The following is a 21,440-nucleotide window of genomic DNA, read 5'->3' on the forward strand; positions in this document are numbered from 1 at the left end:
AACGTAACTGTTATCCCTGCGGGCTATGGGTGCCTGCAATCTGATGGTATCCCGGGTGGAATCTATTCTGCACTTTCCTGAGTCTGCTCTGTGGGCTTGATGGTCTTGACCCGCAAGGTGAAATACAGAAGATGGCAGACCCACACCACTGCAATGCAGATCCTGCCGATGGGAGCATTTTTCATACAAAGAAAACCGATCGCCATGACAGCGGTGACCATTGCAATGATCTTGCATTTTGTTCCTGCTGTCATGGCTTTTTTCTGAACAAAGCTGTCAAGATGCATTTTGTGTGCGCTTTTCTGCGGAACGAAAGCGTGGTATACTGAATGGAACACCCGCAGGAGGTAAAATGCCCCATGAAAAAAGATAAATCGTTCCGCCCGGACCGGGTTCTCTCCTATTTCAGGGTGGAGTGGTTCCCGCTGCTCCTTGTGACCCTTTCGGGCCTTGTCTATAACATCGGTCTGCTGGCCGCGCCGTGGTTCGAGGGCCGGTTGGCCCAGTGCCTGGCGGATATCCTGGGCGGCAATGAGACTGCTGCCCAAATGGCGCTGCTGGTGCTGGCCTACATTGCAGTCACACTGCTGGTGCAGGCGGCGCGCTTCATCAAACGCTTTTATGTGCGCCGCTTCGCCAACAACATCAACCGCCGGATGAAGGGCATCCTGTACGCCAATCTGGTGCGGCAGAGCCGGGCAACGCTGGAAAAAGAGGGGGCCGGTGAGCTGATGACCAAGGCCATCGCCGATGTGGACGACTGCGTGGAGGGAATGCGCAAGTTCACCACGGAGGTGTTCGACACCGGTGTGGCGCTGGCGGGCTATGCGGTTATGCTGCTGGTGTACGACTGGCGGCTGGCGATCCTGGGCCTGCTTTTTACTCCGGTGTCCTATGTCTGCGCGGCAGGGATGAAAAAGCCGGTGCAGCGCGCCGGTGCGGCCTATAAAAAGGCCGCCGGTGCCCTGAGCAGTGCCACGCTGGACCGTGCCCGGAATGCCGTGACCTACCGCATCTACGGCTGCGAGGAGGCCCGGATGGAAAAATACGAGGAGGCCCTGAGCCTTTCCGAAAAGACTGCCGTGCGGAACAACGTGTGGCAGTCCGCTCTGCCGCCGCTTTATCTGGCGGCATCCGAGGCAGGAACCCTCTTCATCCTGTGGTTCGGCGCAAAGAATGTGCTGGGTACTGGCTGGAGCAGCTGGGATATCGCCGCCTTCACCACCTTCCTCTCCTGTTTCACCAAGCTGGTGGTCAAATCCTCCAAGGTGGCCAAGCTCTTCAACGCAGTGCAAAAGGCAGAGGTCTCCTGGAAGCGCATCAGACCCCTGATGAAAACGCCCGAGCAGCTGGATGCCCTGCAGATCCCGGCGGCACAGGATGTGACGCTGAAAGAACTCGCCTTCTCCTATGGCGAAGAGCCTGTCTTCTCCGGCCTGAGCCTGACGGCCCACCCCGGCGATATCATCGGCATCACCGGCCCGGTCGCCTGCGGAAAATCCACCCTTGGCCGCGTATTCCTCTGCGAAGCGCCCTATCAAGGCTCGGTCTGCTTTGGCGGCAGAGAGCTTTCCACCCTGACCCCGCGCCAGATCGCCGCCACGGTCGGGTATCTGGGCCATGACCCGGAACTGAGTGCCGACACCGTGCAGAATAATGTCCTCTGCGGCAGCGAGCAGGATACCATGCCGTGGCTTGCAGCTGCTGCCCTGAAGGAGGAAGTGCTGGCCATGGAAAAGGGTACGGAGACGGTCATCGGCAGCGGCGGCACCCGCCTTTCCGGCGGGCAGGCACAGCGTCTGGCATTGGCCCGGACGCTGGCCCATCCCCGCCCAGTGCTGGTGCTGGATGACCCCTTCTCGGCTCTGGATCGCAGCACTGAGGATGCGATCTTTGCCGAGCTGCAGGCGTATGCCAGGGATAAGGTGGTGTTCCTGATCTCCCACCGGCTGTACCATTTTCCGCAGATGCAGCAGATCATTTTTATGGAGGGCGGCAGAACCACCGTTGGCACCCACGAGGAGCTGATGGCAGCGGTTCCGGTCTACCGCCAGCTGTATGAAAGCCAGACCGGCCTGAAAGGGGGAGAGGGCGCATGAAAAAGAAAAATGATCACGGCGTGTTTGCTGCCGTCCGGATGGCAGCGGCTTCGCACCGCCTTCTCACGGTGGGCACGGTGCTGTGTGTGGCAGCTTCGGTGGCGGCATCCCTGCTGCCGCCCCTGCTGCTGGCTCGGGTCATCGACTGTCTGACCGCGGGCCTCCCGCTGTCCTTTCTGGCCGTGCTGCTCTACTTCGGCAGTCTTGCACTGGAAGGTGTGCTCACCTCGGCGCAGGAAAGCCTGCTGGTGCTCTTTGGCCAGAGGATGACCCATGCCCTGCGCTCGGAGATGTCCCGGAAGCTGAGCCGCCTGCCCGCCGGTACACTGGCAGAACAGAATCCCGGCGAGGTGGCCGCCCGCTTTTCGGGCGATGTGGACACGGTGGAAGCCCTGTTCACTTCCGGCATCATCAGCATGGCGGCAGATGCCTGCCGCATCGTCTCCATCATGGGGGTCATTGCGGTGAAAAACACCGGCCTTGCGCTGATCCTGCTGCTGGTGCTGCCGCTGTTTGCCGTGTTTACCCGTTACGTCCAGAAGCGGATGCTGGCCGCGCAGCTGGACAACCGCCGCGCGGTCGCCGCTGTCTCCGGGCAGGTGCCCGAGACCCTGCACAACATCCGCACCATCCGGGCGCTGGGTCTGGAGGATTACATGGAGCGCCGGTATGACCGGTGCATCGGTGACAGCTATGCCGCCATGGAGCGCACCAATTTTTATGATGCCGTCTATTCGCCGGTGGTGCTGCTGTTGAATGCCGCTGTGGTCGGCATCGTGATGCTGCTCTCCGCTTCGGGGAACGCACAGCTTCTGACCCTGTTCGGCATGTCGGTGGGCACCTCGGTGGCCGTCGTCAACTACATCTCCCGCATCTTCGCCCCCATTGAGAGCCTGGGCATGGAGATCCAGACCATCCAGTCGGCCATGGCGGGTGTCAGGCGCATCGATGCCTTTCTCGGCCAGCCGGAGCGCACGATCCCGCCCGCGCGCAGGGAGGCTGCCCGGGGCGATGTGGAATTTGCACACGTCACCTTCGGCTATGGGGAACGGTACGTTCTGAAGGATTTTTCCATGACCGTGAAACAGGGGGAGCAGGTCACGCTGGTGGGCCGCACCGGTGCGGGCAAGAGCACCGTGTTCAAGCTCCTGCTGGGCCTGTATCAGCCGGAGGCCGGTACGGTGACCATCGGCGGCGTGAAGGTGGGGGACATCACCGACCGGGAGCGCCGCACCTGCATCGGCTGTGTGGAACAGCATTTCTCCCGCGTGCCGGGCACCGTGCTGGAACAGATCACGCTGGGAGACCCGCAGATCACCGGGGAAATGGCAAAGGATGCCGCCGCACTGGCCGGGATCGATGCTGCCATCCGGGCTCTGCCGGAGGGCTATGACACAGTCTGCACCGAGGGCATCTTCTCACAGGGCGAGTGGCAGCTGCTGTCCATTGCCCGTGCCGCCGCTGCAGATCCCGCCGTGCTGCTGCTGGATGAGATCACCGCTAATCTGGATGCCGAAACGGAGGCCCGCGTGCTGGCGGCTCTGCGCCGTGCCTCCACGGGCCGCACGGTGCTCTCTGTCTCCCATCGCGTCTATGAGGATCTTGGCAGCAGAACGATCGAGATCAGGAGCCGGGAATAACATATGAAAAAACGCCCCCTGTGCGCCGCAGCAGGCACACAGGGGGCGTTGTGGTATGCTCAATTCTTTTCGATGTAGACACTGGTGGAGGGGAAGGCGAAGTCCACGCCGTCTGCCTGCATCACGTCCATGATGTTCAGGTTCAGATCATTCTGCTGCTGCAGGAAGGTGGCATAGACGTTGGTGGTCAGGTAGGCCGAGATGAGGATGTTGATGCTGGAATCGCCAAAGCTGGTCAGCCGGACGATGTTGGTGCCCTTGTTGGTGTAAGGGCTGTTGTCCAGCATGGCTTGCAGGTCAGCCATCAGCTTCTCCAGCTGGGCACGGGTGGTGCCGTAGGTGACACCCAGCGTGAACTTATAGGGCCGCATGGTGCGCAGGGCTGTGTTCTGGACAGTGGAGGCGCAGATCTGGCTGTTGGTGATAATGACCACGCTGTGGTCCATGGAGCGGATGCGGGTGGAGCGGAAATTGATGTCGATGACCTCGCCCTCCACATTGCCCACGGTGATCCAGTCACCGATGGAAAAGGGTTTGTCCAGCAGGATGACGATGCCGCTGAACAGGTTGCTGGCGCTTTCCTGCGCGGCCAGCGAGATGGTCAGGCCTACAAGACCGGCACCGGCTACGATGCTGCCGATGGGGAAGCCGACGATCTGCGCGCAGGTGGCAACACCCAGAATGATGACCAGCACCTTGTAGGTGGTGTCCAGCAGGGAGCGCAGGGTCTTGTTGCTCCGGATCTCCGGGCTGCAGGAAGCCAGCAGCAGGTCGGCTACCTCAGAAGCGTTGTACAGGCCCTGGCAGAACAGGAGGGTCGTTGCGATCTTATAGGCCGTGAACAGAAACTTTGTCAGGCCCGGAATGGCCCACGGCAGGCTGGTCAAGGCCAGGTACAGGCCGCTGTAAAAGGCCATCCGCGCCAAAGGGCTCTGTAAGCTGCGCAGGAGGATGGGCGTGGCGGCAAAGTGCCAGCTGCGGGCCTGCAGAGCGGGAAAGATCTTCCGGCGCAGCAGCCAGCCGACCAGAAGCCCCGCAAAAACGATGACAGCGGCGCAGACAGCCCGGGCAGCCAGCGCCCACCAGCCCTCCAGCAAAAAAGGCCCGATCTCGAACCCGAGGTCACGAACGGTAAAAATCATGGCAAAAAGCTCCTTGTATCAGAAATTGTAACATCCTGTCCCACAGTATACCATATCCGGCCCGTGCAGGGCAAATAAAAAAGGGGTTGACAAGGCGGAGCAGCCGCGTTATACTTTTGGCCAGAAAGTTCGTTTCAGGGCGGGGTGAGATTCCCCACTGGCGGTACAGCCCGCGACCACCCGCAAGGGTGTTGACCCGGTGAGACTCCGGGGCCAACGGTATAGTCCGGATGCAAGAAACGGCAGGCAATACGATTTGTCTACGCGCCCTGTTGCAGTGTTTGCTGCGGCAGGGCGCGTTTTTGATTGTCTTCCCGGTTCCGAACCACGCGAAAGGGGCTTTCCAATCTTTGATTTGGGGCCAGAACGCCCCGGGAGGATATTACCATGAAGAAAAACACGACCCGCAACCTGACCGTTGCCGCCATGCTCAGTGCGGTGGCCTTTATCCTGATGTTCATCGAGTTCCCGCTCCCGATGCTCATCCCGTCCTTCGTCAAGATGGACTTCTCCGACCTGCCCGCTCTGCTGGGTGCCTTTGCCCTTGGCCCGGTGTACGGTGTGATCATCAGCTTTATGAAGAACCTGCTCCATGTGGTCATCAAGGGCACCTCTACCGCACTGGTGGGTGAGCTGTGCAACTTCATGCTGGGTGCGGTGTTCTCCGCACTGGCCGGTTACCTCTACAAGCACCACAAGAGCCGCAAGAACGCCATCATCGGTGCCGTGGCCGGTGCCGTGGCCATGGCCCTGTTCAGTGTGCCGTCCAACTACTTCATCACCTACCCGGCCTACGTCAAGTTCTACCACATGCCGCTGGAAGCCATCCTGGGCATGTATCAGGCGATCCTGCCCTCTGCAAACAGCCTTATCAAGTGCCTGATCATCTTCAATATGCCCTTCACTCTGGTCAAGGGCCTGCTGGATGCCCTGATCTGCATGTTGATCTATAAGCCGCTCTCTCCTATCCTGCATGGCCGGAAGTGAGTGACAGAACAAAAAAGAAAGGACGCGAGAGCGTCCTTTCTTTTTTGCTATTTGAGAGATTACTTCGTTTGTGTCAACTCCTGATAGCGTTTCATCAGGAACGCTACACAATCGGCTTCAGAGGTGTCCTTGACTGATAAACCATAGGCCTGCATGACGGCTCTGTCGTTTGCGATATGGGCTTTTAACAGCGGTTCAGGCATGGCCAGAGGATTATACAAATCTGCAAGACAATTGTTTGGATACATTGCTCGTGCGTTAAGAATGGCCTGTGCAGTTTGTTCTATTTTGGCTTTTTGTTCTAAGGTGGGAGTAGGCCAAGGAAAATTATTATAAACTGCGGGGGAATACCTGAAATCGCTTTTTATCCTACCACAAGTAACACGCATCCACGCATTATGAACATTAGATGTCAGAACTCCGAATTCATAGATTGTGACATTTGGAATAATACTGCAAGCGTCTCCGGCAATTACACTAGAAGGCATAAAACCAATCGGGATATACCGCCTATTCTGTGAAGAATGTCTCGGAAACACAAGATAGGTTGATAACGGTTGCCGAATTTGGCAGAAAAGGTAAGGATAATCGGCCATTTTCTGTATCCGATCTGCATTACTGCTTTTTCGCAAAGCACGGACTTTTTCAAGGCGTTCTGTGATTTCTTTTATATTTACATAATCAGAGACATTACCATCCTTAAACCATAAGCAATATCTGGAATAGCTATTTACATTATCATGTAAGAATTCTTTTGCACCTATAAAAGGCTTGATGTATTTTGCCAATACGGGATATTGTTTCTCAAGTTCTTCTTTCTCTGTTATGCTAAGTGTTAGAGCACCATCATCTGTCGGAGGACTACCGGTGGTCATTTTGGGTAAACCATTTTGAGGTTTATTAATTCTGTTTGTAATCCAAATGTCAGGAGCATCTAATAGATAGGGGTTTATATGTTCTGCCTTTGTTTTTGTTTCTTCAGTGTAAATGAATTTTGTATGAGAGCGGCTAAAGTTGGAGAAACCGATGATGACACAATGAACTGCCGCTTTTTCATTTGCCTCACTGTCCCATACAAAAGAACGATATGCGAAGTGAATTTCAGCACCAGAATCAATCATTTTCTTCCAAAATGTTGGAACGGATTCGCCCTGACAAATAGAATTCGTGGAGACAAATGCAATTTCGATATTCGTGCTGGATGTATTGATATAATCTAGCGCTTTTTTGTACCAGCAGATCACATAATCAAGTTTGGTTTCTATTTCACCCTGTCCCCAGATATCGTTCATATCGTGAGCTTGATCTTTTGTTCGGACAGATTGCCCAACAAACGGTGGGTTTCCCATGATATACGATAATTTGGAGGGGGAGATGATGGAAGCCCAATCCATCTGCAAGGCATTCCCGATATGGATATTTACATTGCTTTTTAATGGAAGGAAATCAAGATGCATTAAGACAACATCTTCAGTTTCCTTCATCATCTGGCTTTCTGCAATCCAAAGAGCGGTTTTTGCAACATCACCGGCAAAATCGTTGATTTCGATGCCGTAAAACTGGGAGATGGAGACTTTAATGGGATTCCAATTGGTGTCACCAAAGATGACCTGTCCGTTTTGCAGTTCCCTTAAAATGTCATTTTCCAGACGGCGGAGCGAAATATAGGTTTCTGTCAAGAAGTTGCCAGAGCCACAGGCTGGGTCTAAAAAGGTCAGTCCGGCTAATTTGTTCTGAAACTCTTCCAGCTTCTTTTTCTTTTGCTTCTGTACACCAATTGTCAGAATCTCTGCGAATTCGTTTTTCAAATCATCCAAAAACAGCGGGTCGATTACCTTGTGGATATTCTCAATCGAGGTGTAGTGCATCCCGCCTTTCCGTCTGGTAACCGGATTCAACGTGCTTTCAAAAACAGCGCCGAAAATGGTAGGCGAAATATCCCGCCAATTAAAATGCCCGGCTTCCGCAAGAGCGTCTTTGATTTCCTGTGTGATTTTTGGAATGATAATATCCTCGTTGGCAAATAGGCCGCCGTTGACATAGGGGAATGCTTCCAGCTCTTCCGAAAGATATAGGTCGGGTCGGTCAGGATAGGGAGTATCCAAAACCTTAAACAGTGACAACAGAGCCGGACGCAGGTCTTTTGGCTCGTATTGAGCAATGTATCCGCTAAAGGAATCTTTTTGCTCAAACAGACCGGCATCCTCAGAGTAAAGGCAGAATACCAGCCGGACGCAAAGAACATTCAGGCTTTCGAGGGCTTTTTTGCTTTCTGGGTCATGGTACTGCTTCAAAAATGCATCATAGATTTTGCCAACGAGTTTGCCCGCTTCTTGTGACAAATCTACTTCTTTAGAGACTTGGATAACCTTTTTCTCCAGCAGAAAGTCCAGAAGCGAAGAATTGTGGTGAAGATCATCGATATGTATTTTTACAACATTATTTTCAGGAACGCGGGTATCCATATCGTAAATCCACAGTTCCTGAAAATTGGAAGTGATGATCCACTTTGCTTTCTCAGAAGTTGGCAGATTATCATTGTAGCGTTTGGCCTGTTCGTAAGGAGTGAGTTCGGTTCCACCGGACTGCGAGATCTTCTTGTCCAGAGGAATGCCTTCTGACTTCTGTTCAATAATGATTTTTGTTTCAGGGATATAGGCATCGATTCTTTTTGTGTTTCCGTTAACGATTACTTTTTTCTGAAACTCAATTCTGTCGGTTGCATCAGCACAACCCAGTAAGCGCTGCAAGATATCCAGCCAATAGGAGCGGTCGTCCTCGTCTTCTCTGCCTTTATTATGCCACTTTTGAATCAATTGCCGTGCCGCTTCACGCTTTTCTGCATTTGTCATAATGTAATCTCCCTGTTTTGTGTATTAAGACAGCGCGCCCTTTTCCAGCCACTTGCCCCGGGCAAGGCGGATGAGGAACAGCAGGCCCCGGATGCTTAATTCGCAGCACATGGCACCCCAAACGCCCATCAGGCCCAGCCGGGGAGCCAGCAGGAACGCCAGCGTCAGCCGGATGCACCACATGCTGAATATGTTCAGCACAAAACAGGAGGTGCTGTCGCCCGCACCCTGCATGGCACCGCTGGCCACGATGGAGGCACCGAACATGGGCTCGGCCCAGGCTTCGATGCGCAAAACCTGAGCACCCAGAGCGATGACAGCCGCATCGGTGGTGAAAAGGCTCATCAGGGTGGGGGCAAAGATCCACAGGCCAACGCCGGAAAGGGCCATGACCCCCATGCCAAGGCCGGTACACAGCCAGGCAAAACGCTTGGCCATATCCTTCCGGTTGGCACCCACGGCCTGGCCGATGAGGGTGACGGCTGCGCTCTGGATGCCGTAGCCCGCCATGTAGCACAAGCCCTCGGCATTGACAGCCAGGCTGTTGGCGGCAATGGCCACGGTACCCAGGCCGGCTACGATGCGCACCACCACCACCTGCGCCAGAGAGATGGCGGCACGTTCTCCCGCCAGAGGACCGCCGACCCACAGCAGGTTCCGCAGGCAGGAGCGGGTGATCTTCCAGGGGGCAGGCTTCCGGATGCAGAGGGGGCCTTCCCGCAGCAGCAGGATGGCCAAAGCCAACAGGCCGCCCACCACGGTGGCCAGGGCGGTGCCCAGGGCTGCGCCGGGCACACCCAGCCCGGCACCCCAGACGGTGATGCCCCGCAGCGTCCGGGTGGGGTTGATGAGGAAGAAGTTGAAGATGGCATCCAGCACACAGACCAACACGCTGATGAGGCTGGCGGTCAGGGCGTAGCCTGCCGCCCGGAGGATGGAGGTGTACATGCCCATGGCCATGGTGAAGGGCAGCGCCGTTGACCAGATGGCAAAGTAGGCTGTGGCGTTTGCCCGCAGGGAGGGGTCAGCTCCCAGCCACCCCGGCAGAAAGGGGCTGATGCCCAGGCCGAAGAGGGCAGCACCCACGCCCAGGATCACATTGAAAAGCATGGCCTGCCGCAGCACGCTGCGGGCATCATCCTGCCGGTCGGCCCCCAGATACTGGGCGATCTGGATGGAGAGGGCAGTGTACAGGCCCACCAGAACACCGTGGAGCAGCCAGGTGCTGGAGCTGACGATGCCGATGGAAGCAGTAGCTTCTGCACCGATGTGGCCCACCATGGCAGCATCGATGTATCCCATGGCAGTGACCACCAGCTGCTCCAGAATGGAGGGGATGCTCAGCGCCAGAGCCACCTGGGCCGTCTGGCGGGAGGGGATGGTCTCACCCTGCCGCATCCGGGCCGAAAGCTGTTCAAGTGAAAGTTTCATGTCTTCTCCTTTTTCTCCGATTTTCCTGTGAGACAAAAAAATACCCTCGAAAGGGCGTTTGTCTTCCCATTATAGACAGGGGGGCGAAAAATGTCAACCCATCTACCCCCGGGGTAGCCATTGCCCCGGAGATTGATTTTTTGGCCCGGGCGTGATACACTTCATTTGTATCCAGCCGTGAAAGAACAGGAACGGCCTCTGCCGCTCCGGGAAAGAGGAAAAAAACTATGCTTCAACTGCTTTCTGGCAACCCGCGCACCGTGGATGCGCTGGGCTTTCTGCTTGCATTTGCGCTGACCGCGCTGATGGACTCGGTGTTCCACGATAAGCTCCCCCACGACCATGGCCGCGCGTTTGCCGTGAACGGCGAACTCTCCAAGGGCAAGGCCCGGGGCTCCGGCCTCATCTTTGTGCTCTGCATTGCACTGGTCACGCTGGCCGTGGTGCCTTTTAAGGCAGAGTATGTCATCTACACCGTCCTGCTCATTGCGTCCATGCTCTCCGGCTATTTTGACGATGCCGCCGAGACTGCATGGAACGAGTACAAAAAGGGCCTGATCGATCTGGTCATCGCCGTTGTGGCGGGCGTGACCTACCTGAACTTCAACGGCACGGAGGTCAACTTCCTGAGCTGGAGCTTCAGCCTGCCCTATGCCGTCTACCTCATCCTCATCATCGTCCTGATCTGGGCCAGCATCAACGTGGTCAACTGCACCGATGGCGTGGACGGCCTTTCCGCCAGCCTTGCCGTGGTCAGCATCGGCACCTTCCTGCTGGCCTACTGGGAGGAACTGGGGGATTACGCCACCGCAGGCATCGTGTTCATTGGTGCCCTGCTGGCCTACCTGTGGCAGAACGCCAAGCCTTCCACCCTGCTGATGGGTGACGCGGGCAGCCGCGCCATGGGCTTCTTCCTGGCCGTTCTGGCCCTCAAGAGCAGCCACCCCTTCGCCTTCCTGCTGGCCGCGCTGGTGTTCATCGTGGACGGCAGCCTGGGCATCCTGAAGATCAGCTTCAAGCGGTTTTTGCACATCTCCATCCTCAAGAACACCCTGACCCCGCTGCACGACCATGTGCGCAAGCGTCTGGGCTGGAGCGATGAGCAGGTCGTGGCCCGCTGGCTCATCCTGCAGGCTGTGGCATCCGCCTGGCTGCTGCTGTTGGTGCGGTAAAACACAAAAAGAGATGCAGCGCCCGCACAGGAAAGCTCCTGCGCGGGCGTTTTGCTGTTCTGGTCCGGGAGGAAAGTTCCAGCTTCCGGTACAGCGTTTCCAGACAGGCTGGGTCACGAATTTCCTGCATGAGTTCACCTCATTTCTTTTGTTTCATTGTGCCATGTGTCACAAACAAATGCAAGCAAAACCCTTATAATAGGGACGAAAGTGGAGGAAAAACCAATGGATTCTATTTTTGATCTCGATCATCTGTACCGCACCTATTTCAAGATGGCGCTGCCCTCGGTGTTCGGCCTGATGGTGAGCGTGGTGTATAACCTTGCCGATACCTTTTTCATTGCGCAGTCCAACGATACGGCGCTGATTGCGGGTGTTTCGCTCTGTGCGCCGGTGTTCACGGCCCTCATGGCCTTCGGCAACATCTACGGCCAGGGCGGCAGCTCACTCATTTCCCGCCTGCTGGGACAGGACGACCGTGAGGGCACCGGCCGGGTCAGCTCGTTCTGCTTCTATGTGGCCCTGATCACGGGCGTGGTGTTGGCAGTCCTGATGATGCTGTTCCGCGTCCCGCTGCTGGGCATTCTGGGTGCGACTGTTGAGACGATGCCGCACGCACAGGCCTATTACACCGTGCTGGCCATTGGTGCCCCGGCCACGGTGCTGAACTTTATCCATTCCAACCTCATTCGCTGTGAGGGCATGGCAACCCAGTCCATGATCGGCAGCATCGGCGGCACGGTCATCAATATCATCCTCGATCCCATCCTCATCACCACAGTGGGCTGGGGCGCAGGGGGCGCGGCCATTGCCACCATTGTGGGCTACCTGTGCAGCGACCTGTACTTCCTGTGGCTGCTCCACAAAAAGAGCCGCTGCCTGTCTGTCAAGCTGTCCCAGTGCCACGTCACGGGTAAGGAGCTGCAGCAGGTTTTGGGCGTGGGTGTTACTGCCGCGCTGAGCAACCTGATGCAGAGCCTGACTGTCATTGTGATGAACCAGTTTCTCTTGCCCTATGGCAACGATAAAATTGCCGCCATGGGCATTGCCAGCAAGGTGAGCATGATCGCCCAGCTGGTGCTGGTGGGCTTCTCGTTCGGCGGCATCCCACTGTTCGGTTACCTGTACGGCGCAAAAAAGCGGGACGTGATGCGCAAGCTCATCCGCTTCTGTCTGACCTTCCTCGTCTCCATTGCCGTGGTGCTGTCCCTCATCCTCTGCCTGAATTCCGGGGCGCTGATGCGGCTCTTCGTGCAGGATGCCGGGATGATCGCCACTGGTGCGCAGATGCTCCGCTGGCAGGTCTACACCGCAGCCTTTGGCGGCGTGGTGCTCCTGCTCACGGTGCTGTTCCAGGCAACTGGGAAAATCATACCGTCCTTCCTGCTCTCCATCAGCCGTCAGGGCGTGGTGTTTCTGTTGGCACTGGTGGTCTGCGTACATCTGTTCCAGTATCAGGGCGTGCTGATGGCTCAGGCTGTGGCCGACATCCTGAGCGCTGCGCTGGCCCTTGGCCTGCTGGCGGCCAACCGCGATATCACCGCAAAACAGTAAACACAAAAACACCCGGAGGTCCGCTGAAAGCTGCGGTTCTCCGGGCATTTTTAGTATTCGATGCCTTTGCGCGCCTTGATGCCCTTCTGGTAGGGGTGGCGGCGGCATTTCATTTCGGTGGAGTAGTCGGCGGCATCCAGCATCCACTGCGGGGCCTTGTGGGCGGTCAGCACGCATTCCTGTGCGGCGGGACGCTCCAGAACGGCCCGCCGGAGCAGGTCTTTGTCCACCATGTCCAGCTCCCAGGCCGAACCGGCTTCATCTAAAATGAGCAGGTCGGCAGGCTCGGCCAGTGCGGCGGTCAGGTTTTCGTTCTGCACGGCCCGGGCAGCGGCCTTTTCCGCTTCGTTCATCTGGAACACGAACTTCTGCCCGCCCTTGCCCCGGAAAATTTTTGCCCCCAGCTGGGCCAGCAGAGGGATCTCGCCGCTCTGCCCGCCCTTGAGGAACTGCACGATGACAACCCGTTTGCCGCTGCCCAGTGCGCGGAGGGCAAGGCCCATGGCGGCGGTGGTCTTCCCCTTGCCGTCGCCCCAGTAGAGATGCAGCAGGCCTTGTTCCATCATCCGTTCTCCTTTGTGTACTGCACGGTCTCCACCAGGTGCAGGATGTGCTGCTCCGGCCAGTCCCGGGCATCCAGCACATAGCCGCCCGCGTTGGGGCCGCACCAGTCGTGAAAGCTGCGGCGGGGCACGCCAAACCGCTCCAGTGCGGCCATCTGGGTGCCGCCATGGGCCACGATGACCAGCCGCTCCTGTCCTTCGGCAAGGGCCTTGTCAATGAGGTCAGCCAGCGTTTTGCACACCCTGTTGCAGAAATCGCTCCTGCGCTCCCCATCCGGGTGGGCGGCGTGCTCGTTTTCCTGCACCCATGCCAGATATTCCGGATCCTGCTCTACTTGCACGAAGGTCTGGCCCTCGAACCGGCCGAAGTTCATCTCCTTCAGCCCGTCCACCGGAATGAGCTTTGCCCCGGGAAAGAACACCCGCGCCGTCTGGGCGGTGCGCTGCAGCGGGGTGACATAGACCACCTCTGGTGCAAAATCTGCCTGCCGCAGCTGGGCGATGCCTGCGGCGGAAAGGGGGATGTCCCGCTGGCCCTGATATCGTTTTTGCGCGTTGTACTCCGTCTGGCCGTGACGCAGCAGATAAATGAGCATGATCGTTCTCCTTTTTGGTTTGTTCTGCACCATTATAGCCTATTTTGCGGTTATTTTCCAGCCATGCTCTTGCAATTCTTCCGCATTTCAGATATATTGAGTGGGTATGAAATTTCAGGGGAGAGAAGTGTCAATGGAGATCCGGGACCGGAAAGCAGCGCAGCGCCGGGCGGGCATCATGGCCCGCAGGGGTCTGCCGCAGGCAGAGAGAGCGGCGGCCAATGCAGCCATCTGTGCCCGCCTTCTGGCCATGCCCTGCTTCCAAAAGGCAGAGAATCTGCTGCTCTACGCCGCTTTTGGCGGAGAGGTGGATCTTGCTGTGCTGGCAGAGCAGGCGGCCCGGCTGGGCAAAACGGTGGCCTATCCGGTCTGTGGGGAAAACTTTACCCTGACCGCCGCCGTACCGGGGTCGGACGGCTGGGAGGTGGGGGCTTACGGCATCCGCACACCGGTTCTGGAACGGGCGGCGCTCATCCGGCCGGAGGCGCTTGATCTGGTGCTGGTGCCCTGCACTGCCTTTGATGCGGCCTGCCGCCGGGTGGGCATGGGCAAGGGCTACTATGACCGCTATCTGCCCAGGTGCCGGAACGCCGTGGCGCTGGGCGTGGCCTTTGAGGCCCAGCGGGTGCCGGAAGCGGCTGCAGATGGGCGGGACCGGCAGCTGGATGGATTTGTAACAGAGAGGAAAGTATATCGTGGAACTGATGAATTTGAGCTGTGAAGGTTTTCTGGAGGAGCTGGCCAGCAAGGCGGCGGCTCCGGGCGGCGGCGGCGCTTCGGCGCTGGTGGGCGCGGCCGGTGTGGCGCTGGGCAGCATGGTGGGCAGCCTGACCGTGGGCAAAAAGAAATATGCTGCCGTGGAAGCGGACATCATTGCCCTGAATGTCCGGGCCGAGGCCCTGCGCAAGCGGCTGAAAGCGCTGGTACAGGCCGACGCGGAGGCCTTTTTGCCCGTGGCGGCGGCCTACAAGCTGCCGAAGGAGACCCCGGAACAGCAGGCCCACAAGGCCGCGGTGCTGGAAAAGGCACTGGGCAGGGCCTGCGCCGTGCCGCTGGAGGTGATGACTGCCTGCGGTGAGGGTATCGCACTGGCCGCAGAGTACGCCGAAAAGGGCAGCGTGCTGGCCCGTTCCGATGCCGGATGCGCGGCGCTGTTCTGCAAGGCAGCCATGCAGGCGGCGGGGCTGAACGTGAAGGTCAACACCCGCCTGATGGCAGACAAGGCCCATGCGGATGCGCTGGAGGCCAGAGCGGAACAGCTGCTGGCCGAGTTTGTGCCGCGGGCTGACAGGGTCTATCAGACTGTATCAAATGAGTGAGGGGAGAAGAAAATGGCTCAGATCTTGAAGGGTGCGCCCGTGGTGGCTGCCATGAACGAAGCAAACGCCGCGCGCTGTGCCGCGCTGAAGGAAAAGGGCATCGTGCCCACGCTGGCTGTGGTACGGGTCGGCGCGCGGGAGGATGACATTTCTTATGAAAAGGGGATCGTCACCCGGTGCGGTAAGGTTGGCGTGGAGGTGCGGCAGTTCCATCTGGCGGAAGATGTTACGCAGGAGGAACTGCTGGATGTGATCCGGCAGATCAATGGGGATGCATCGGTTCACGGGTGCCTGATCTTCCGGCCCCTGCCAAAGCGGTTCGATGACCGCAGGGTCCAGGAGGCGCTTGCCCCGGAAAAGGACGTGGACGGCATCACGGACGGCTCGATGGCCGGTGTGTTCACCAATATGCCCATCGGCTATCCGCCCTGCACGGCGCAGGCCTGCCTTGAGATCCTGAAATACTACAACGTGCCGCTGTCCGGCAAACGGGCCGTGGTCGTGGGCCGCAGCCTGGTGGTGGGCAAGCCCGCCGCCATGATGCTGGATCGGGAAAACGCCACCGTGACCCTCTGCAATTCCCGCACCCGGGACCTGCCCGCCCTCTGCCGGGAGGCCGATGTGCTAGTGGTCGCCATGGGCAGGCGGGGAGCCATCGGGGCCGATTGCCTGCGGGAAGGTCAGGTCGTGGTGGATGTGGGCATCCACGTCAATGAAGAGGGCAAGCTCTGCGGCGATGTGCGCTTTGATGAGGCAGAACCCATCGTGGAGGCTGTCACCCCGGTGCCCGGCGGTGTGGGCACAGTGACCACCTCTGTGCTGGTGGGCCATGTGGTGGATGCCGCATCCGCACAGTAAAACAGAAAACAACAGGCGGTGCCAGAAATTTTCGGCACCGCCTGTTGCTCTTATACGGTTGCAAGCACGGCAAGGATGCTCTGCCAGCGGGGGTTCTGCACCTGCTGCGCGGCACGGCGGGGCGCGGAAGGTGAAACCGTGGGGGCAGGACGCTGGACGCAGTCAGCCGGCTGCGCAAAGGGGGAGGCGAGTTCGGCCTGCCAGCGGGCGGCCAGTGCCATGGCCTCAGGGCTGGATTGCAGGGTGCGGCGCTCTGTTCCGGCCAGAAAATCGCCCAGCCAGCAGAGAATGGCCGCAATGGGCAGGCAGTCGGCGGCACGGGTAGACCAGTAGTTCCACTCGCCGCCCCGGCCCACAAAGCTCTCCACGGTGATCATGGCACCTTCCCGGGCAGATTGAGGCAGGCAGGAGCGGGAGGTGCCTGCCGCGCGGCGCAGCTCCCGCAGAATGATCTCAGTACGGGCCGTGTCCAGAGCATCGTCCCGGATGCAGGCGGAAAAGTCCGCACTGTCCAACAGGTTTTCGGCCCGGGTGGGGAATTGCCCTGTCATCTCGCCGGATGCGTTGTGGCAGAGCTGCCAGCCCTTGCGGAACAGCTGGAAGTTCAGGTTGCGGCGGCCCATGGTGGAGTAAAACACCCGGGCGCGGCCATTGGGAGACTGCCGCAGCTCCAGATAGGCATCAGCGCCGCCCAGGTCCTGTACCTTGACGGTCAGGAGCAGGGAAGAATTGTTTTTTTGTGCGGACATGGCACGGTGCATCTCTTCAAAATAGCGGCTGGCATCCATAGCGGGTCTCCTCTCTGGTTTTGGATGATGTGTCGGAAACCATCCATCGGTTGTTCTCTGCCTGCATTATAGCATAGACGACAACAAAATACAACTATAAGTTTGACAAAAACCAAAATATTTTGGAAATTCGGGGATGCTGACAAACGGATTGGTTGTAAATGGAAAAGGCTTCTCCCGTCGGAGAAGCCTTTTGTGGTGGCAGGATTCAATCGCCCAGCTCCCGGATCTCATTCTGGATGAGCCGCCCAGCGGCGCGTGCCAGCTGATCCATGCCCCGGATGCGGGCGAGATTTTTGCCGTAGATGCGTTCTGCATCGTGGCTGGAGCTGTCCTCGCCCATGAACACGGCAGAGACACGCAGACCATTGCGCCGCAGGGTGCGCACCTCGGCGGCGGCATCGTCCACACCGTAGGAGCCGCCGTAATCACAACCCAGCGGTTGCTCCGGGCTGGGCGGTACGCGGCGGCTGTCGTTGGGGGAAGCATCCGTCAGCAGGATGAGCAGATGCCGGGGTGCGGGGCCGGGGTCAAAGCTGACCAGATCGCCTGCCGCCCGCAGGGCAAGGCCGTCGCGGTTCCAGCCCGATGCAAAATACTGGTCGATCCCCTGCAGGCTTTTGTCCGCAAAGCCCTTGAGCACCCGCAGAACCGTATAGCCCCGCAGGCTGCAGAAGCTGCTGACCCGCACCGGGATGCCGCAGGCGGTAAGGCTCTGGGCCAGGATCGTGCCCTGCGCCGCAATGACCTCCTGACAGTGGAGCCGGGAAGCCGACGCGTCCAGCAGCAGGTCCACGGTGAAGGAGGGCTGATTCTCCTCCTCGGCACAGCGGAACACCCGGCTGTCGTTCAGAAGGGGAGCGCGCCAGACCCGCTCCGGGTCCAGATTGCCGCTGCGGGCGATCCGGGCATTGGGCTGCTGGTGGACCAGAATGCAGTTGCGGATCTGCTCGGTGAGCCGGAGCACCACGCTGCGGTGAAGCGCCCGGTTTTTGGCGTAGTAGGCGCGGTTGCGGTCGGCCTGCAGCTGAGCCTGCTCGGCCAGGTGCTTTGCCTCCGGTGTGGGGGCCTGTTCCGGGCTGGGCACGCCGGAGGCAAACCAGAGGCGGCACCCCAGGTGCGCCCCGGTGCAGAGCGCCTGCTCGGCCTTGCGCAGGCGCTCGGGCGGATAGAGGGAACGGCCAAAGCAGCTTTCAATGTAGGCGCGGTCCTCGGCGGCATTCTGCCGCAGGGTGATGTGGGCCAGCCGCTTGTCTGCCGTGGGGCCGGAGCCGCCCGCCTCCACAGAACCGGAGTGCTCCACGGTCAGACGGTCGGTCTTGATCATCTGGGTGGGCAGCGTTTTGGTGGCAAGAGAGGCCAGCAGTCCCTCCAGATGCAGATGAAGCCCCGCTCTGTGCCGGATCTTGCCGTCAAACAGGGCAAACCTTGCAAACAGGCCCAGCAGCTCACCCTTGAGCTGGCCGGGCTGGGGCGGTTGGGCTGGGGAAAGTGCCTCTGCCAGCCGGCTCTCGTAGGGGGTCATCACAGGCGGATGCCTGCCCTGTACGGTGCGCCAGCGGTCGGCCTGCATGGTGTAGACCAGCTGATTTTTTGCCATCCACTCCTGCCGCGAAAGCTTGTACTGGATGCCGAAGAAATAGTCCGCGTGGGCCCGGCGCAGCTCGGAAAGGACCGGGCGGCGGGGCAGCTCCAGCAGATAGACCGCGCTTTCGAGGTAGAGCCATGTCAGATCGTCCAGCTGGCTCTCCCGGAGATCGCCGTCCCATGTGGCAAAAAGATCGCGGAGCAGGTCGTCGCCATAGTATTTGTGCACCAGCCCCACGACACAGTTCATATAAAAATCGATCGTGCCGTCGGTGTTGCGGGCCAGGAAAAGCGGCTCAAAGCCGTAGGCTCCCGCCGCCGCCCACACCTGATTGGCGGCCCGCCGCTCCTCGGCGGTATAACTCCGGGCATCCATCAGCGGAACAGCTTTTCAGCCGTCAGGCTGGCCGGGATGCGGGCGGCGATCACGTCCCGGATCAGCCCCTGCTCGTAGGAATCAAAGGCCTTGTTGGTGATGCCCATGTCCAGCGCAGGCCCCGCAGCCACGCCCCGGCGCATCAGGCGCAGAGCGTCCAGCATTCCGCGCAGATCCAGCGCTTTGGTGGAAATTTCGGCGCTGTCGCATTTCTTTTGCAGGTCGAGGAAGAGCAGAGCAAACTGGTGCACATATTTGTCCGTCAGATCGGCAAACTGGGCCCGCAGCAGCTTTTCAAGGTTTTCCTCCGTGATGATGGGCATCTGGATGACTGCAAAGCGGGAAGTCAGGGCCTCGTTCAGCTCCCGGGTGCCCGCGTAGCCATAGTTCATGGTGGCGATGAAGCGGGTCTCTTCGGCCAGCGGGATGCGCTCGTAGCCGGGCACATCAATGGCGCGGCGGAAGTCCAGCACGGCGTGGAGGACGGCCAGGGCCTCGTTTTTGGCCATGTTGATCTCGTCCAGCACGCCGAAGCCGCCGCACTGGGCACAGCGGTAGACCGGCCCGGGCCGGAAGGTGACCGCCCCATCCACAAAGGTGTCCATGCCGATGAGGGAGGCTGCATCCATGTTCACATGGAACGAGATGTCCCATGCGGGGCGGCCAAAAGCGGCGGCCAGATTCTCGGCCAGCACATTTTTGCCGGTGGCCTTGCCGCCGGCCAGCAGCAGGTTCTCGCCGCAGAGCAGGGCCGCCAGTGCCTGCTCCCAGACCTCCCGGCCATAATAGGTAAAGCCGGAAGCCGGGATGCGGGGGCGCAGGGCCTCGGGCAGAGCGTGGGCGGCGCGGTATTCTTCCACAGCACGCAGCAGGTCGGGGCTGATGCCCTCCTGCCGTAATGTTTCCATCAGATCAGACATCCAAGACATCTCCTTGCGGTTGGCTTTGCCAAACCGATTTTTCAGCCTTATCATAGCACAACCGCTCCGGTTTGTGTAGGGGGCGCGGGGGCATTTTTTGCCGGATTTTTGCCCGGGAAATGCCGCAGGGTGGAACGGATCTGTGTGCTGCCGTGCAGACGAAGGAGTTTTTCGTGCCCAGGGATCGTGCGGCAGCGGATATTTTGTGGAAAGCTATCGAAATGGCAGGTGTTCCGCGTTGTGGGTATCCACTTTTGGCTCAGAATGGTAAAAATTCCGGAAATTCGATTGACAAATCTGAATATTTATCGTATAACCTATATATGGGAACAATTCCGGAGGGAATGCGGAACTCGTGCCCCTGCCCGTTCCTGTCGGAGGAACCACGGTCTGGTTCTGGTGCCGGTGCACTTGGCTTGGTGCAGACGGTAAGTATAGATTGATTTGAAAGAGAGGAATCCCCGATATGATGAACAATGAGATCAAAATGCCCGCTAACTTTGCTGCGATCGATGAGAACGAAATGGTGTACCTGCAGGGTGGCGCAACCACCGAGGCTACCGCTTGGGACGTGTTCCTGAACGTTGGCAAGCTGTTCAACTACATCGCCCGCGTGTTCTCCGCAGGCAGCTCCATCGTCAACAACATCAATGTTATCGTGACCACCTTCCAGACCCTGAGCACCTTCAGCCTGACCGCTAAGAACTAAGGTTTGGGCCAAAACCGAATCAGCATTTACAGGGCATCCGCTCCGGCAGGCGCGGGTGCTCTTTTTTGCTGTACAGGGCGGGAAGGCATTCGCCCCCAAATGCAGGAAAGCAGCCTTTTTTCTGCAAAGCGGGCGGATTGTCCATTGACAAGGCTCAAGAGGGTGTCGTATACTAACGATGCCTTGCAAGAAACCCCGCATCCGCGGAATAAAAGAGGAGAGAGAATATGAAAAATAACAACAGCAGCATCAAGCCCGTTGTCGCTGTCGGTATCGGCGCGGCATTGTTCTTTGTTCTGGGACGTTTTGTGGCCATTCCCAGCCCGGTACCCAACACCAACATCAGCCTGCAGTACGCCGTTCTGGCCCTGCTGGCTGCCATGTACGGCCCCGTGGTCGGCGGCCTGATCGGCTTCATCGGCCACACCCTCATCGACCTGTCCTGGGGCGGCAGCCCCTGGTGGAGCTGGGTCATCGCCTCCGCCTTTGTGGGCGTTGTGGTGGGCCTGTTCTCCAAGAAGCTGAACCTGCAGGAAGGCGAGTTCAGCAAGAAGCAGGTGGCTTTCTTTGCGCTGGCCAATATCGTGGCTCATCTGCTGGCCTGGATCCTGGTGGCCCCCGTGCTGGATATTGCCATCTACGCCGAGCCCGTCAAAAAGGTGTTTGCACAGGGTGCATTTGCCGCAGTGTCCAACAGTATCACCGCTGTGGTGGTGGGCGGCCTGCTGGTGCTGGCTTACACCAGAACCATTGCCAAGAAGGGCTCTCTGGATCAGGAGTGATCCCCGCATGAAACCCGGCCTTTCCATCTGCGCCGTCCGGCCCGTTGGAAAGGCTTTTTTGATGA

The 21,440-nt window shown here is 58.6% G+C and carries 19 protein-coding genes and 1 riboswitch; of the genes, 10 read left to right on the top strand and 9 right to left on the bottom strand.

Features of this window, described 5'->3' with window-relative positions; translation table 11 throughout:
- Positions 1 to 62: 62 nt before the first annotated feature.
- Positions 63 to 254, bottom strand: coding sequence for a hypothetical protein (locus J3352_RS09170; protein WP_227622094.1), 192 nt, complete (start codon positions 252 to 254; stop codon positions 63 to 65).
- 105 nt (positions 255 to 359) lie between these two features.
- On the opposite strand from J3352_RS09170, the gene J3352_RS09175 reads away from it, so the two are divergent.
- Positions 360 to 2,099, top strand: coding sequence for an ABC transporter ATP-binding protein (locus J3352_RS09175; RefSeq protein WP_156065269.1), 1,740 nt, complete (start codon positions 360 to 362; stop codon positions 2,097 to 2,099).
- Positions 2,096 to 3,739 (top strand): ABC transporter ATP-binding protein, encoded by a 1,644-nt coding sequence (locus tag J3352_RS09180; protein WP_156065266.1) that lies wholly within the window; start codon positions 2,096 to 2,098, stop codon positions 3,737 to 3,739. Before J3352_RS09175 ends, J3352_RS09180 begins: the two co-directional genes overlap by 4 nt.
- Positions 3,740 to 3,798: 59 nt before the next feature.
- Here the strand turns inward: J3352_RS09180 and J3352_RS09185 are convergent, their stop codons facing one another.
- Positions 3,799 to 4,881, bottom strand: coding sequence for a mechanosensitive ion channel family protein (locus tag J3352_RS09185; protein WP_005932005.1), 1,083 nt, complete (start codon positions 4,879 to 4,881; stop codon positions 3,799 to 3,801).
- Between the two features lie 126 nt (positions 4,882 to 5,007).
- Positions 5,008 to 5,127: riboswitch (FMN riboswitch) on the top strand.
- A gap of 141 nt (positions 5,128 to 5,268) precedes the next feature.
- Here J3352_RS09185 and J3352_RS09190 point away from each other — a divergent pair.
- Complete coding sequence (locus J3352_RS09190) at positions 5,269 to 5,868, top strand: ECF transporter S component (RefSeq protein WP_005932003.1); 600 nt, start codon at positions 5,269 to 5,271, stop codon at positions 5,866 to 5,868.
- A 59-nt stretch (positions 5,869 to 5,927) separates the two neighbouring features.
- Here J3352_RS09190 and J3352_RS09195 read toward each other — a convergent pair whose 3' ends face one another.
- Positions 5,928 to 8,720: a DNA methyltransferase gene (locus J3352_RS09195; RefSeq protein WP_097773713.1), complete on the bottom strand. Its 2,793-nt coding sequence runs from the start codon at positions 8,718 to 8,720 to the stop codon at positions 5,928 to 5,930.
- A 24-nt stretch (positions 8,721 to 8,744) separates the two neighbouring features.
- Positions 8,745 to 10,151 (bottom strand): MATE family efflux transporter, encoded by a 1,407-nt coding sequence (locus J3352_RS09200; protein WP_097773714.1) that lies wholly within the window; start codon positions 10,149 to 10,151, stop codon positions 8,745 to 8,747.
- 227 nt (positions 10,152 to 10,378) lie between these two features.
- Between J3352_RS09200 and J3352_RS09205 the strand changes: the two genes are divergently transcribed.
- Together J3352_RS09205 and J3352_RS09210 are read left to right on the top strand one after the other, a co-directional pair.
- Positions 10,379 to 11,323: a phospho-N-acetylmuramoyl-pentapeptide-transferase gene (locus J3352_RS09205; RefSeq protein WP_005931988.1), complete on the top strand. Its 945-nt coding sequence runs from the start codon at positions 10,379 to 10,381 to the stop codon at positions 11,321 to 11,323.
- Positions 11,324 to 11,548: 225 nt separating this feature from the next.
- Positions 11,549 to 12,877: an MATE family efflux transporter gene (locus J3352_RS09210; protein WP_097773715.1), complete on the top strand. Its 1,329-nt coding sequence runs from the start codon at positions 11,549 to 11,551 to the stop codon at positions 12,875 to 12,877.
- Positions 12,878 to 12,927: 50 nt separating this feature from the next.
- On the opposite strand, the gene J3352_RS09215 is transcribed toward J3352_RS09210, so the two are convergent.
- A complete protein-coding gene (locus J3352_RS09215; protein WP_097773716.1) occupies positions 12,928 to 13,443 on the bottom strand; it encodes a cob(I)yrinic acid a,c-diamide adenosyltransferase in 516 nt (171 codons plus the stop codon).
- On the bottom strand, positions 13,440 to 14,036 hold the full coding sequence (locus J3352_RS09220; RefSeq protein WP_035393775.1) for a histidine phosphatase family protein: 597 nt from the start codon (positions 14,034 to 14,036) through the stop codon (positions 13,440 to 13,442). The genes J3352_RS09215 and J3352_RS09220 overlap by 4 nt, the downstream gene beginning before the upstream one ends.
- Before the next feature lie 133 nt (positions 14,037 to 14,169).
- Between J3352_RS09220 and J3352_RS09225 the strand changes: the two genes are divergently transcribed.
- Genes J3352_RS09225 through J3352_RS09235 form a run of 3 tightly spaced genes read left to right on the top strand, consistent with a single transcriptional unit; the run spans position 14,170 to position 16,213 of the window.
- Positions 14,170 to 14,757, top strand: coding sequence for a 5-formyltetrahydrofolate cyclo-ligase (locus J3352_RS09225; RefSeq protein WP_156065263.1), 588 nt, complete (start codon positions 14,170 to 14,172; stop codon positions 14,755 to 14,757).
- Complete coding sequence (locus J3352_RS09230) at positions 14,741 to 15,355, top strand: cyclodeaminase/cyclohydrolase family protein (RefSeq protein ID WP_156065661.1); 615 nt, start codon at positions 14,741 to 14,743, stop codon at positions 15,353 to 15,355. Before J3352_RS09225 ends, J3352_RS09230 begins: the two co-directional genes overlap by 17 nt.
- Before the next feature lie 12 nt (positions 15,356 to 15,367).
- Positions 15,368 to 16,213: a bifunctional 5,10-methylenetetrahydrofolate dehydrogenase/5,10-methenyltetrahydrofolate cyclohydrolase gene (locus J3352_RS09235; RefSeq protein ID WP_117504874.1), complete on the top strand. Its 846-nt coding sequence runs from the start codon at positions 15,368 to 15,370 to the stop codon at positions 16,211 to 16,213.
- 50 nt (positions 16,214 to 16,263) lie between these two features.
- Here J3352_RS09235 and J3352_RS09240 read toward each other — a convergent pair whose 3' ends face one another.
- From J3352_RS09240 to J3352_RS09250, 3 genes are all read right to left on the bottom strand, one after another.
- Positions 16,264 to 17,001, bottom strand: a complete 738-nt coding sequence (locus J3352_RS09240) for a hypothetical protein (RefSeq protein ID WP_156065260.1) — start codon at positions 16,999 to 17,001, stop codon at positions 16,264 to 16,266.
- Positions 17,002 to 17,209: 208 nt separating this feature from the next.
- The gene (locus tag J3352_RS09245) at positions 17,210 to 18,964 is read right to left on the bottom strand and encodes a hypothetical protein (RefSeq protein WP_156065257.1); all 1,755 of its coding nucleotides are present in this window, start codon (positions 18,962 to 18,964) and stop codon (positions 17,210 to 17,212) included.
- Positions 18,964 to 19,884: an AAA family ATPase gene (locus J3352_RS09250; RefSeq protein WP_097773721.1), complete on the bottom strand. Its 921-nt coding sequence runs from the start codon at positions 19,882 to 19,884 to the stop codon at positions 18,964 to 18,966. The genes J3352_RS09245 and J3352_RS09250 overlap by 1 nt, the downstream gene beginning before the upstream one ends.
- 466 nt (positions 19,885 to 20,350) lie before the next feature.
- Here J3352_RS09250 and J3352_RS09255 point away from each other — a divergent pair, with 466 nt between their 5' ends.
- Complete coding sequence (locus J3352_RS09255) at positions 20,351 to 20,593, top strand: hypothetical protein (RefSeq protein WP_005931949.1); 243 nt, start codon at positions 20,351 to 20,353, stop codon at positions 20,591 to 20,593.
- A 227-nt stretch (positions 20,594 to 20,820) separates the two neighbouring features.
- The gene (locus J3352_RS09260) at positions 20,821 to 21,375 is read left to right on the top strand and encodes an ECF-type riboflavin transporter substrate-binding protein (protein ID WP_097773722.1); all 555 of its coding nucleotides are present in this window, start codon (positions 20,821 to 20,823) and stop codon (positions 21,373 to 21,375) included.
- The last annotated feature ends 65 nt before the right edge of the window (positions 21,376 to 21,440 follow it).

It is taken from the genome of Faecalibacterium sp. Marseille-Q4164 (assembly GCF_017377545.1).
GTDB classification, from domain to species: domain Bacteria; phylum Bacillota; class Clostridia; order Oscillospirales; family Ruminococcaceae; genus Faecalibacterium; species Faecalibacterium duncaniae.

Excerpts from the sequence above, each read along its gene's own strand:
- J3352_RS09190 (WP_005932003.1), top strand. The coding sequence starts at position 5,269 with ATGAAGAAAAACACGACCCGCAACCTGACCGTTGCCGCCATGCTCAGT.
- J3352_RS09235 (WP_117504874.1), top strand. The coding sequence starts at position 15,368 with ATGGCTCAGATCTTGAAGGGTGCGCCCGTGGTGGCTGCCATGAACGAA.
- J3352_RS09255 (WP_005931949.1), top strand. The coding sequence starts at position 20,351 with ATGATGAACAATGAGATCAAAATGCCCGCTAACTTTGCTGCGATCGAT.
- J3352_RS09210 (WP_097773715.1), top strand. The coding sequence starts at position 11,549 with ATGGATTCTATTTTTGATCTCGATCATCTGTACCGCACCTATTTCAAG.
- J3352_RS09200 (WP_097773714.1), bottom strand. The coding sequence starts at position 10,151 with ATGAAACTTTCACTTGAACAGCTTTCGGCCCGGATGCGGCAGGGTGAG.
- J3352_RS09170 (WP_227622094.1), bottom strand. The coding sequence starts at position 254 with ATGACAGCAGGAACAAAATGCAAGATCATTGCAATGGTCACCGCTGTC.
- J3352_RS09225 (WP_156065263.1), top strand. The coding sequence starts at position 14,170 with ATGGAGATCCGGGACCGGAAAGCAGCGCAGCGCCGGGCGGGCATCATG.
- J3352_RS09185 (WP_005932005.1), bottom strand. The coding sequence starts at position 4,881 with ATGATTTTTACCGTTCGTGACCTCGGGTTCGAGATCGGGCCTTTTTTG.
- J3352_RS09215 (WP_097773716.1), bottom strand. The coding sequence starts at position 13,443 with ATGATGGAACAAGGCCTGCTGCATCTCTACTGGGGCGACGGCAAGGGG.
- J3352_RS09245 (WP_156065257.1), bottom strand. The coding sequence starts at position 18,964 with ATGGATGCCCGGAGTTATACCGCCGAGGAGCGGCGGGCCGCCAATCAG.
- J3352_RS09195 (WP_097773713.1), bottom strand. The coding sequence starts at position 8,720 with ATGACAAATGCAGAAAAGCGTGAAGCGGCACGGCAATTGATTCAAAAG.
- J3352_RS09205 (WP_005931988.1), top strand. The coding sequence starts at position 10,379 with ATGCTTCAACTGCTTTCTGGCAACCCGCGCACCGTGGATGCGCTGGGC.
- J3352_RS09180 (WP_156065266.1), top strand. The coding sequence starts at position 2,096 with ATGAAAAAGAAAAATGATCACGGCGTGTTTGCTGCCGTCCGGATGGCA.
- J3352_RS09175 (WP_156065269.1), top strand. The coding sequence starts at position 360 with ATGAAAAAAGATAAATCGTTCCGCCCGGACCGGGTTCTCTCCTATTTC.
- J3352_RS09250 (WP_097773721.1), bottom strand. The coding sequence starts at position 19,884 with ATGTCTGATCTGATGGAAACATTACGGCAGGAGGGCATCAGCCCCGAC.
- J3352_RS09260 (WP_097773722.1), top strand. The coding sequence starts at position 20,821 with ATGAAAAATAACAACAGCAGCATCAAGCCCGTTGTCGCTGTCGGTATC.
- J3352_RS09220 (WP_035393775.1), bottom strand. The coding sequence starts at position 14,036 with ATGCTCATTTATCTGCTGCGTCACGGCCAGACGGAGTACAACGCGCAA.
- J3352_RS09230 (WP_156065661.1), top strand. The coding sequence starts at position 14,741 with ATGAATTTGAGCTGTGAAGGTTTTCTGGAGGAGCTGGCCAGCAAGGCG.
- J3352_RS09240 (WP_156065260.1), bottom strand. The coding sequence starts at position 17,001 with ATGGATGCCAGCCGCTATTTTGAAGAGATGCACCGTGCCATGTCCGCA.